We start from the raw sequence: 12,236 nt of genomic DNA, 5'->3' as shown, positions 1-12,236 counted from the left end.
TCGGTTTTTCGCCTATATTGCTTGCCACTCGCATTTTTGGCTCGACATTCACATTTCTGGCTCGACATTCGCACTTTTGGCTCACCGAATCATCATTTCGGCATCTCCTTCAACTCACTCAGTCAAACGAAAGGGGTTTACAAACCAATGAGAAACGAAACGGTACGTAGCGACATTACGGTCGTCGGCGGAGGACTCGCCGGCGTTTGCGCCGCCGTGGCGGCGGCCAGGCTCGGGCGTAAGGTGGCGCTCGTGCAGAACCGCCCGGTACTCGGCGGCAATTCCAGCAGCGAGGTGCGCGTCTGGGTCTGCGGAGCGACCGCGCACGGCACGAACCGGTACGCCCGCGAGACCGGGATCATGGGCGAAATGTTCGTGGAGAACCAGTACCGCAATCCCGACGGCAATCCCTATCTGTGGGATATGGTCGTGTTAGAAACGGTACTGGCTGAGCCGAACCTCTCGTTATACCTGAACACCGACGTGCACGAGGTCGAGGCGGACGGCGAAGAGGAGGCGCGGCAGATCCGATCCGTCACCGGCTGGATGATGGGCTCGGAGCGGCGCATCCGCTTTGAGAGCCCGATCTTCCTCGACTGCACCGGGGACGGGCTCGTCGGGTTCCTGGCCGGCGCCAAGTACCGGCTCGGCAGGGAGGCCCGGCACGAATTCGACGAAGCCTGGGCGCCCGAGGTCGCCGACGACATCACGCTCGGCAGCACGCTGCTGTTCTACACGAAGGACGCCGGGCACCCGGTGAAATTCGTACCGCCATCCTTCGCCAAGGATATTACGCAGACCCCAATCCCGCTAAGGCGCGTCATCCGCAGCGGCGACTCGGGTTGCCATTACTGGTGGATCGAATGGGGCGGCGAGCTGGACACCGTGCATGACAACGAGCGCATCCGTGACGAGTTGTCGGCCGTTATCTACGGAATTTGGAATTACATCAAAAATTCCGGACAGTTCGACGCCGACCGCATGACCCTGGAATGGGTCGGCTCGATCCCCGGCAAGCGGGAATACCGCCGCTTTCTCGGCGACTACACGCTGACCCAGAACGACATTCTGGCGCAGGAGCCGTTCGAGGACCGGGTCGCGTTTGGCGGCTGGTCGATCGACCTGCATCCGCCGCAAGGGATGTACGCCGAGGAAAGCGGCTCGAAGCATCTGCACGCGGACGGGAACTACCATATCCCGTTCCGCTCGCTCTACTCCGCGAACGTGTCCAACCTGCTGTTCGCGGGCCGCAACATCAGCGCGACGCACGTCGCATTCGGCACGACGCGGGTCATGGCGACCTGCGCCACGATCGGCGAAGCCGCAGGGACCGCCGCGGCGCTATGCGCGGAGCTGGGCGCGACGCCGCGGGAGCTGTCGCGCCAGCACACCCCGCTGCTGCGGCAAACGCTGCTGCGGCAGGATGCCTCCGTGCTGGGCGTCGCGAACGAAGACGCCGCGGACTTGACCCGGAGCGCGAAGCTGAGCGCCTCCTCCTTCCTGTCCCGCCTGGCAGCGGAATCGGCCGACGAGGCGTACCCGCTGGAACGAGACGTCGCCCTGCTGCTTCCGGCCGATCCCGGCCTCGCCGGCACGATTGAATTGCGGCTGGACGCGGCGCAGGACACGGAGCTTACCGTCGAGGTGTGGAGCACCGGAAAACCGGAAAACTACGTCCCCGCCACTCTTGAATACCAAGCGACCGTGGCTATACCCCAGGGCGAGGGACAGTGGATTCCCGTCCGGTTTGACTGGACGCCGGAAAAGCCGCAGAACGCTTTTGTCATCATCCGTAATAATCCATCAATCCGACTCTACTTGTCCCATACGCCGCTGACGGGACTACTGGCCTTCGAACGGGGCGCGGCGGCTCGCGTCTCCAAGGATCTCGAAGATCATGACGATTCCCAGCCGGTGGTGGAATGGAGCATGAAGCGTCTGGCTCGCAAAACGTTCTGCTTCCGCGCAGACTTCACCACCGACGCCTATCGCCCTGAGCATATCCTGGACGGTTATAAGCGGCCTTACGGCGGCCCGCATCTTTGGCTGTCGAAGCCGATGGCGCAGGATACCCAACCTTGGGTCGAGCTCGCCTGGGAGAACGAGCAAACCGTCCGCGAAATTCATGTGATTTTTAACGACGACGTCAACGAGGACTTGATCAACCTGCACCATCACCGCACGCCGTTCGAAATCATCCCTGAGTTGGTAAAGAGTTATCGGCTCGAAGCGCAGGATCCCGCCGGGAATTGGATCACTCTGGTCTCGGAAACCGGCAACCGACGGCGCAAGCAGGTACATCGCCTGGAAACCGCCGTTCCGGTCAAAGCCATCCGGCTTGTCGTGGAAGAGACAAACGGGTCGCGGCATGCGGAGCTGATCGAGGTCCGAGTGTACGAGAAATAACGAGAATAGCCCGCTCAAATGAGCGGGCTATTGGTTTGCTATCTTATACGCTTACTTCCGCGAAGAAACTGCTTTGGCCTTCGGTTTGTCCGATAGATACGGAACGCGTTCGCCTTTGAGCGACCATCCCGTCTTCAAACCGAGGATGAACCAGCCTAGGGCAAGCAGCCCTAACGTGAAAATGGAGTCGCCGATGACTCGCAGCCAGACGAAATTGTGGATGATCCCCCGGGTCATGAATTCCGCCGAACGGGCGTACCAGTAACCATGTTCCACGCTGGCCCAGGTCTGCATGAGCCCGATCGGTAGAAGGCTCAGAAGCACCATCAGCAACAAACCGATGTTGATGGCCCAGAAGGAGAAGCGGAGCGCCCCCGTTTTCCATTCAAAATTGGTGGTCAAGCCGCGCAAACAGAACAGCATCAACCCAATTCCCAAGGTACCGTACACGCCGAACAAAGCGGTATGCCCATGCACTGGCGTTGTATTCAAGCCCTGCATATAGTACAAGGCCACCGGCGGGTTGATGAAGAAGCCGAACAGCCCCGCACCAACGAGGTTCCAGAAAGCCACGGCCACGAAGAAGTAAATCGGCCATTTGTAGGCTTTGACCCACGGACGGGCTCTCGTCAAAGTCAGGTTCTCATAGGCTTCGAATCCAATCAAGCAGAGCGGAACGACCTCCAAAGCGCTGAATGCCGCACCGAAGGCCAGCACCCCAATGGGCGTGCCGCTGAAATAGAGATGGTGGAACGTGCCGATGATCCCGCCGAACAGAAAGATGATCGTCGAGAAGAGTACCGAACTGGTGGCCACTCGGACTCGCAGCAAGCCCATGCGAGTGAACAGGAAGGCCATCACCACCGTGGCGAACACCTCGAAGAAGCCTTCGACCCAGAGATGGACAACCCACCAGCGCCAATATTCGGCGATCGCCAAATGGGTATGCTGCCCCCACATCAGGCCAGGGACGTAGAACAGCGGAATCGCGGTGGAGGCCAGCAAGAACAAGACCAGCAGGTTACGCGTTTCACTGCCTTTTTTCAGCGCGGGCCAGATCGCCCGGGCCATCAGGAACAGCCAAAGGAACAATCCGACGGTAAGGAAAATCTGCCAGAACCGGCCCAGATCGACATATTCATACCCCTGATGTCCAAACCAGAAGTTCGCCGTGAAACCGAGTCTTTGCTGGATCGCGAACCATTGTCCGACCATCGATCCGACAACGATTATTAACAAGCAGACGAACAGGAAATTGACTCCCGCTCTCTGCAGCTTCGGTTCATGTCCGGAAACGGCCGGCGCTACGAACAGTCCGGTGGCCAACCAAGCCGTGGCGATCCAGAAGATGCCGAGCTGCGTGTGCCATGTTCGCGTCACCGAGTAAGGGATCCAGTCTGCTATAGGAATGCCGTAGAAGCTGCTCCCCTCTACCTGGTAGTGAGCCGTGATCGCTCCCAATGCCGCCTGGACCACCACCAACGCGGTGACCACCCAGAAGTATTTCAAGGTCGCTTTCATTGATGGGGTAGGTGACAAAGCCAACAAGGGGTCCTTCTCAGGAAAACGCTCCTCCCCTTCTGTATGCTTCTGGGTAGCGTAATACCATGCCAGAGCTCCAATGCCAGCCAACAGCAGTACAAAGCTGACCACCGACCAAATGACCATGGAGCCGGTTAATGTATTGCCTACCAGCGGCTCATGCGGCCAATTGTTCGTATAGCTGACGTTCTCTCCGGGCCGTTCCGCCGCGCAGGACCAAGCCGCCCAGAAGAAGAACGCATTCAGCGCCTTAGCTCTGGCGGGATCCTTCAGGGCATTGCTTGGAATGGCGTAATCGTCGCGCAGCTTGTCGAATTGGGGGTCATGACCGAACAAGCCCGCATAATACCGGCTTAACTCGGTAAACGTTTGGGCACGGTCCGGCGATAGGGTGATTTGCCCGCTACCGGAATCGTATGTATTCGTGCGCATTTCTTTTTTTAACCTACTGAGTAGCAGCGCCTGTTGATCATCGTTCAAGCGGTCATACGAATTTCCGGTTTCGGTTTGCGCCCATCGATGGAGCAGCATTTCCGATTCCCGGTGCAGCCAATCCGCCGACCAGTCGGGAGCGACATAGGCCCCGTGCCCCCAGACGCTTCCGATTTCCTGGCCGCCCATCGACTGCCAGACATTCTGACCGTCCAAAATATCCTGTTCGGTCATCAGCACCGTGCCGTCAGTAGATACCACTTGCTTCGGAATAGGAGGCATGGAATGGTAGATCTCCCCGCCGTAATAACCCAAGACCGCAAAGGATATCGCAATCACGAGCCCCAGGCTGATCCATAACTTGGCCACTTTCATTACATATCACGCTCCTGTATGACAATGATGGTTAAGGACGTAGCTCCTTGATTGGTTAGGGTACCCCCGAATTTCCTATAATAACCAAGAATGAATCTTTAATTTCGAGAAAGCCAGGCTTCCCAATGGGGTGGTATCATTTGAGGCAGGAAAGGAGGAGCCTTCCAACAAAATGTAAGCGCTTAACTGCCATATTCAATATCAAAGGGGAGTGATCGAATGAATCAATCGATGAAACGTATCCTCATGCTGCTGATCGCCGCAGTCTTGCTGCTGCCTGCAGGATGGCCGGCCTCGGTAACCAAAGCCGACACCTCGGCTCCGGACGGCACGGTCACGGTGTACCATGAGGACTTCGCAAATGGAATCGGCAAAGCGGTCCAATCAGGAGGGGCGACCCTGACGCAGGTCACTGGCAAGACGTTTACCGGCAACGAGGACGGCGGCGCATTATACGTCAGTAACCGGGTGAACAACTGGGACGCGGCCGACTTCCGGTTTAGCGATATCGGCTTGGTGAACGGCAAAACCTATACGGCCCAAGTTACCGTATACGTGGACGCCGCCGTTAGCGTACCCGCTGACGCCAAAGCTGCCCTTCAAACCGTGGACAGCTACGGCAATTATGCCGAAGCGGCATACCTCGCCGGCCAAGCCGTGACATTAACGAAGGAGTTTACCGTGGATACAAGCGCAGACAAGGCGCTGCGCATCAACTCGAATGCTGCAGGTGCTGCGGTTCCTTTCTACATCGGAGACATTCGCATCACGGAGCAAGCCAGCTCCGGCGGTGGTGAACAGCCGCCTCGAGACCCGGCATTGCCTTTCTCTACGATCACCTTTGAGGATCAAAAATCCGGCGGCTTCGCGGGCCGAGCAGGTACCGAAACGTTGACCGTGACGAACGAGGCGAACCATACACCAGGCGGTTCCTATGCGCTCAAGGTTGAAGGCCGTACCGACACCTGGCACGGGCCAACGCTGCGCGTAGAGAAATACGTGGACCAAGGCGCCGAATACAAGATTTCGGCCTGGGTCAAGCTGATCGATCCCGCCAGCTCGCAAATCCAGTTGTCTACTCAAATCGGCGAAGGCAGCAGCGCGAATTACGTAGCCCTATCCCCCAAGACCCTAAATACCGGGGACAATTGGGTTCAGTTTGAAGGAACCTACCGTTATAACAGCGTGGGCGGCGAATTTTTGACGATTTACGTGGAAAGTTCGAATAACGCGACCGCTTCTTTTTACATCGACGACGTGAGTTTTGAAAGCACTGGATCCGGCCCAATTGCCATCCAAAAGGATTTGATCCCGCTGAAAACCGCTTACCAAAGCGACTTCTTGATCGGTAACGCCATCTCGGCCGAGGATTTGGAAGGCGTACGATTGGAGCTGCTCGACATGCACCACAACGTCGCCACAGCCGGCAACGCCATGAAGCCTGACGGGCTACAGCCGACAAAAGGCAATTTTACGTTTACCGCGGCGGATGCCATGGTCGATAAGGTCCGGGCAGAAGGGATGCAAATGCACGGCCATGTCTTGGTCTGGCACCAGCAATCGCCGGCTTGGATGAATACGGCCACCGATGCACAAGGAAACTCGGTCCCATTGAGCCGGGAAGAGGCCTTGGCTAACTTGCGGACTCACATTCAAACCGTCATGGAGCATTTCGGCAACAAGGTGATTTCTTGGGACGTTGTCAATGAAGCGATGAACGATAACCCGGGGAACCCGGCGGATTGGCAAGCGTCCTTGCGGCAAGCCCCGTGGAAGACCGCGATCGGCGATGACTACGTTGAGCAGGCGTTCCTCGCAGCCAGAGAAGTGCTCGACCGGCATCCGGAATGGGATATCAAGTTGTATTACAACGATTACAACGAAGATAACCAGAACAAAGCTCAAGCCATCTATAACATGGTCAAAGCGTTGAACGACAAATATGCGCTGACCCATCCGGGCAAAAAGCTGATCGACGGCGTCGGCATGCAAGCGCACTATAGCGTTAACACGAATCCGGAGAACGTTCGACTATCCCTGGAGAAATTCATCTCCTTGGGCGTGGAAGTCAGCATCACGGAGCTAGACATTCAAGCCGGCAGCAACTACCAGCTGTCCGAGAAGCTGGCGAATGCGCAAGGTTATTTGTACGCGCAATTGATGCAAATCTTCAAGGCGCATGCCGACCACATCGCCCGCGTCACCTTCTGGGGATTGGATGACGGCACCAGCTGGCGCTCCTCGTCTAACCCGCTGCTGTTTGACAAGAATCTTCAGGCCAAACCGGCTTATTACGGCGTGATTAACCCCGCCAAGTTCATTGAAGAACACCAGCCGGATGTGTCGGAAGCGAGCCAGTCTACCGCTTTCTATGGTACGCCTACCGTAGATGGGGCGGCGGATGCCGTTTGGAGCAAAACCCCGGCGATGCCGATCCAGCGTTACCAAACGGCTTGGCAAGGTGCATCCGGCACGGCTAAAGCGCTCTGGGACGATCATAACCTGTATGTCCTGATTCAAGTCAGCGACGCGCAGTTGGATAAGAACAGTCCAAACGCATGGGAGCAGGATTCGGTTGAGGTGTTCCTGGACGAGAATAATGCCAAGACCTCGTTCTATCAAGATGACGATGGACAATTCCGTGTGAACTATGCGAATGAGGCCAGCTTTAATCCAGAGAAGCTCGCCACAGGCTTCGTATCGGCGACCAAGGTCGACGGCACGAACTATACAGTCGAAATGAAGATTCCGTTTCAATCGGTTACACCGGCGAATAATGTAAAAATCGGCTTCGACACGCAGATCAACGATGCCAAAGACGGCGCGCGCCAAAGCGTGGCCGCCTGGAACGACACGACCGGCAACGGATATCAAGACACCTCTGTCTACGGCATCTTGACCTTGACGGGAAAAGGCAACGTCGATACGACGCCGCCCGTTTTGAAGATTACCGCCAGTCCCGCCGTTCTCTCGACACCAAACCACAAGATGGTTCCGATCCGGATCACATGGAAGGCCTCCGATAAGGATTCCGGTATTGCCTCGATTAAGTTAGTTTCGATCACCAGCAACGAAAGCGACAACGGGCTGGGCGATGGCGACAAAGCGAACGATATTCAAGGCGCCGATATCGGAACAGCTGATAAAGAGTTCCAGCTACGGGCGGAGCGATCGGGGAAAGGAAACGGAAGAATTTACACGATCACCTACGAAGCTACCGACAAGGCGGGCAATAAAACGACAGCCAAGACCACGGTCCAAGTCCCGAAGGGGAAGAAGAAGTAACAGCAAAAACGGCGGTAACAGGGATTCTCCCTGCACCGCCGTTTTCTATTCCGTCGTCATCGCTTACTCGAAGCACGCCAAGCATCCAGCTGTTTTTGCACCTCGGCCTGCACCTCGTAGAGGCCTGCCTGCTTCAGTTCCTCATTGAACTTCGGAAGTTCGGTATCTACGTCCACGCTGCCGGTCATAAGGCTCGGATAATATTTCTGCCAGACCATCTTGATGTTCTGCATCTGGATCGGCATCATGGACAAATCTGGCGTAAACCCAAACGTACTAGATTTCACGGCTCTTGCGTTGGAAGCGCGAAATTCCTCCCATTTATTTATCGGTTCCGGATTCTCGCCGCCCATCGTCTTTAAGATAAACCAGTTGCCTTGGGTAAACGTAACTCCAATGTAATTGGACGAAACGTCGGATACGGGGTGTCCGTCCGCATCCTTCGGAGGGATCAGCACGACTTGACCCTTCTTGTCCAAGGTGTAATGCACGCCTTCGATCCCATAGTTAAATAGGTTTCGTACCTCCGGGTCGGTATTGAGCAGGTTCAAGAACTTGATACATTCGACCGGATACTTCGTATCCGAACTGACCGCCATGACGCCTCCCCGCACATCTTCGGTCGTGACCACCTCCGTCGTGACGGGATGCGCAACGACCTTGTAGCCGCGATCCTTACTCCAGCTATTCTCAGAGAGGGGGCCGCCGCTTGAGGCCTTCCAGAACACTTTCTTCCCTCTCTCCAGCTCCTGACTCTCCCGTAAAGCCGCATCTTCGTTGATGTAGCCTGCCTGATAATAACGCCGAAGCGTATCCAGCACCCGCCGAGCCTCCTCGGTTTCGAAAATACTCACGACCCGAGAACGGGAATCTAAAGACCGCAGCATTAATGGGAGTTCCTTATCAATCACGTACTCGTACCCATATAAAGCGAAGAAGTTATGGGAATCCTTGTCCAGCTCCATCGGCAGATAATCGAATTCCTTCTGCTTGATCATCCGCATCAAGGGTTCAAGCGATTCCAGGGTATTGTACTTCGTAATATCGATGTTATACTTCTTTACCATCTCTTCCGGATACATCCACTGTTGGCGGACCGCTAATTCCTTGTTGGTGGGCACGCCATAAATTCCCCCGTCGTCCATCCGTACCCCCTGCCAAAAAATAGGGTCAATCACATCGTACATATCCTTACCCGTACTGGACAGATAGTCATCCAGCCGCAGCCAGGCCCCACGTTTCACATAAGTCGTGAACTCCGGGGCATAGGCGATATCGAAGGGTGTTCCTGCCGATAACATCGTGTTGAGGCGATTATCGTATTCCTGCCATCCGACCTTGATATAAGTAATGGTGATTCCGATCTTCTTAGACAATACTTCATTGATCTTGTCATTCACCTTCTTCAGGTCCGGATCCGGCTCCCCGATCGTATAGTAGACCAAATTGACCATGTCCTTACGCGGTATCGTTTCCCCTTTGTCAGAGGAAGGCGAACAGCCCATGACAAGTAGGGATAACATGCCGGTTAATGCCAAGCAATGGGCCACACGATTGAACAACGAACGTCGCTGCATCCCATCCTCCTTTCCGCCTGTGGAGCACTAGCTTTTTTTTCGAAGATCCGAAGGGGACATGCCATAATATCCTTGAAAATGCGTGTAAAAGTAATTCAAATTCGCGTAGCCCACGGACTGGGCGATGTTGGCGATCTTCTCGTTCGTAGCGAGAATGCGCTCCTTCGCAAGAAGCATACGGTACGCCATCAAATATTCCGAAAATTTCATGCGGGTTTCTTTTAAGAACAACTGTCCAAGGTACGTACTATTCATGCGAAAACGCTCCGCCACCGATTTCAACGTGATGTTCTGGGCAAACTCCGCCTTCACCATGAGCAGGATACGGTTGGTCAGTTTGGATAACTCCTCATAGGGAATTCCCAGGATCGGATCCGTAGTGTTATCTTTCCTGCTGATCCCATTTAAAGTCCCCTGCAAATCCTCCACAATGATCTTCTCAATCACCTTCTGCAGCTTGGAACGCTCAACGGGCTTTAGCAGATAGTCCTTCACGCCGCAGCGAATCGCCGCTTGGGCATATTCGAATTCACTGTAACCGCTCATTATAATATATTTGGTAGGGAGACGCAGTTCATTGAGCTGATGGATGATCTCATACCCAAGATCAGGGCCGATACATACATCGAAGATGGCGATATCCGGCAATAAATCCACGGATTTGGCGATCGCGTCTTCTTTCGTTTCGCTCGTTTCGATTTGGTGAAAGCCGTATTCCCCCCAATCCAAGGTTCGCTTCATGCCCTCCAGAATCTGCGGTTCGTCATCTACGATCAGAAGCTTATACATGCTGAAGTCACCCCTTTGTGATCCTCACGGTAATCTTGACTCCCGCTTCCTCATTATTCTCAATTTCCATCGCTAAGGCCTCACCATAGAAAAAATGCAGCCGGGTATGCACGTTACGCAGTCCAATACTGCGTACAGGCGTATCATCACGACAGATCAGATGTTGCCTCACTTCTTCCAGACGCGCTTCGGGTATACATTTCCCGTTATCCATAAATTCCAGGATGAACCGTCCGTCCTCTTCCCAACCGTTCACGACGAGTAAATTGAATTCACTGCTTGAATTGAACCCATGAACGAAGAAGTTCTCGGCCAGCGGTTGCATCCAAAATTTGACCGTCTGGAGACGCAATAGCGCCTCATCCACATTGATCTGATAATAGAACCGTCCCGGATACTTCAGCTCCATGATGCTCAGAAACTTCTGCAACAGTTCCAGCTCTTCCCCGATCGAAATAATATTGTCTTTGTGAACGATATCGCGATAGAGAGAACCTAAGGTCGCAATGGCATCCGCCGTATCCACGTCACGGTGAAGCAAAGCCGTGGAGCGAATCGACTCCAGGGTATTGTACAGAAAATGGGGGTTGATCTGATGCTGAAGCGCTTTCATTTCGGTTTCCTGCTGCTTCAATTTCAGCAAATACTCGGTGCGAATATGTTTATCGAGCTCATGCACCATATCATCCAATTCGCGGGCAATCATGCCGTATTCGTTGCGCCGATAGGGAGCGGGGAAACTCGACGTGAAATCCGCCGTCTTCACTCGCTTGATGGAGTGGATGATGTGCCTTAGGAATCTCGCATCGTCACGCATATTGTAAGCGATAAGCAGCAATACGCTAATCATGGCCAACAGAACAATACCTACGACAGCAAATAGGATGCCCGCCTTTTGATGCATCAGGTGAGACAAATCCACGAGAAACACAAATCGGTAATCAAACTTGGTGGAGGTAAAGGTCATGAAGAAGACATTCTTCATCCCCCCTAAGGAGGAATACCCGCTGCTTCGTTTCTCCTCCGTGGCTTTGAGCGCCATCTCCTTGGTCCCATGGTCCATGCCGGAGATCATATACACTTCACCCGAATCGCTAATGGCCGCGGCGATGTCCAACTTATAACCTTGTACTTTCCTGAACAACGGATCGCTGCCGATCAAGAAGCGGAACTCTCCGATTTGACGAGAAATCTGGTTGGGGTCGGACAATTTCTTACGGTACACAAATCCCTTCTCCATAGACTCGCGAAAGATCTCATCCGTGTTCGGCACGCGAAACAGAAAGCTAGGATTGCCATTGTCATCAAACCGCACCACGTTGCTATCGGAATCGGTATGCAGACTGACTTGGGTCAGATCTCCCTTCATGGAACTGTGTAAGAAAGCCCTCATATCTTCCGGGAAAGAGACCAGCGGTTCATTGTATTGGCTATTCTGCAGCCTGCTCGTCTGGTAACCTTCCGCGGTGTTCCCAAGAAAGAAACGAACATCCGTCATCAGGCGATCATTAGAGTAAATTCGCTGCATATAAGCTTCAATTCGATCGGTATCATACTGCAGCTCGTTCTCGATTCGAGCAAACGTGCTGATTGCTTCAGCTCGAGCACCCTCGATCCACTGATACATGAGAACTGCACAGGTCATGATGCCCAGCGCCAAACCGATGGTCACAACAGATATCGTATAGGCAATGAATTTACTTCGGTATATTTTAATCTGCCAAAAGGAGCCCATTCGGCGCCTCCTTTGCCTTGTGTCTTACGGCGCTGATTCCAATGCCATCCTCTGTCCTCATTATACCATCATATTGAAAAGCCCGAACGGTAGAT

General features: G+C 54.3%; 6 protein-coding genes. 2 read left to right on the top strand and 4 right to left on the bottom strand.

Features of this window, described 5'->3' with window-relative positions:
- Positions 1-147: 147 nt before the first annotated feature.
- Entirely contained in the window at positions 148-2,406 is a 2,259-nt protein-coding gene (locus KJS42_RS13145) for an FAD-dependent oxidoreductase (protein WP_213623102.1), read from the top strand.
- Positions 2,407-2,457: 51 nt separating this feature from the next.
- Here KJS42_RS13145 and KJS42_RS13140 read toward each other — a convergent pair whose 3' ends face one another.
- Complete coding sequence (locus tag KJS42_RS13140) at positions 2,458-4,755, bottom strand: nitric-oxide reductase large subunit (RefSeq protein ID WP_213623101.1); 2,298 nt, start codon at positions 4,753-4,755, stop codon at positions 2,458-2,460.
- Between the two features lie 219 nt (positions 4,756-4,974).
- On the opposite strand from KJS42_RS13140, the gene KJS42_RS13135 reads away from it, so the two are divergent.
- Positions 4,975-8,040 (top strand): endo-1,4-beta-xylanase, encoded by a 3,066-nt coding sequence (locus KJS42_RS13135; protein WP_213623100.1) that lies wholly within the window; start codon positions 4,975-4,977, stop codon positions 8,038-8,040.
- Between the two features lie 56 nt (positions 8,041-8,096).
- Here KJS42_RS13135 and KJS42_RS13130 read toward each other — a convergent pair whose 3' ends face one another.
- From KJS42_RS13130 to KJS42_RS13120, 3 genes are read right to left on the bottom strand one after another with little or no spacing between them, the layout of a single operon-like run.
- A complete protein-coding gene (locus tag KJS42_RS13130; protein WP_213623099.1) occupies positions 8,097-9,617 on the bottom strand; it encodes an ABC transporter substrate-binding protein in 1,521 nt (506 codons plus the stop codon).
- A gap of 27 nt (positions 9,618-9,644) precedes the next feature.
- The gene (locus KJS42_RS13125) at positions 9,645-10,406 is read right to left on the bottom strand and encodes a response regulator transcription factor (protein ID WP_155607012.1); all 762 of its coding nucleotides are present in this window, start codon (positions 10,404-10,406) and stop codon (positions 9,645-9,647) included.
- A 7-nt stretch (positions 10,407-10,413) separates the two neighbouring features.
- On the bottom strand, positions 10,414-12,141 hold the full coding sequence (locus KJS42_RS13120; RefSeq protein WP_193417211.1) for a sensor histidine kinase: 1,728 nt from the start codon (positions 12,139-12,141) through the stop codon (positions 10,414-10,416).
- Positions 12,142-12,236: the final 95 nt, after the last annotated feature.

The organism is Paenibacillus sp. J53TS2 (assembly GCF_018403305.1).
GTDB lineage: Bacteria > Bacillota > Bacilli > Paenibacillales > Paenibacillaceae > Fontibacillus > Fontibacillus rhizolycopersici.
The sequence above is the reverse complement of the archived record's forward strand: the minus strand, read 5'-3'. Positions and strand labels throughout refer to the sequence as shown.

Coding starts and splice junctions, on each gene's coding strand:
- KJS42_RS13145 (WP_213623102.1), top strand. CDS start 148: ATGAGAAACGAAACGGTACGTAGCGACATTACGGTCGTCGGCGGAGGA.
- KJS42_RS13140 (WP_213623101.1), bottom strand. CDS start 4,755: ATGAAAGTGGCCAAGTTATGGATCAGCCTGGGGCTCGTGATTGCGATA.
- KJS42_RS13135 (WP_213623100.1), top strand. CDS start 4,975: ATGAATCAATCGATGAAACGTATCCTCATGCTGCTGATCGCCGCAGTC.
- KJS42_RS13130 (WP_213623099.1), bottom strand. CDS start 9,617: ATGCAGCGACGTTCGTTGTTCAATCGTGTGGCCCATTGCTTGGCATTA.
- KJS42_RS13125 (WP_155607012.1), bottom strand. CDS start 10,406: ATGTATAAGCTTCTGATCGTAGATGACGAACCGCAGATTCTGGAGGGC.
- KJS42_RS13120 (WP_193417211.1), bottom strand. CDS start 12,141: ATGGGCTCCTTTTGGCAGATTAAAATATACCGAAGTAAATTCATTGCC.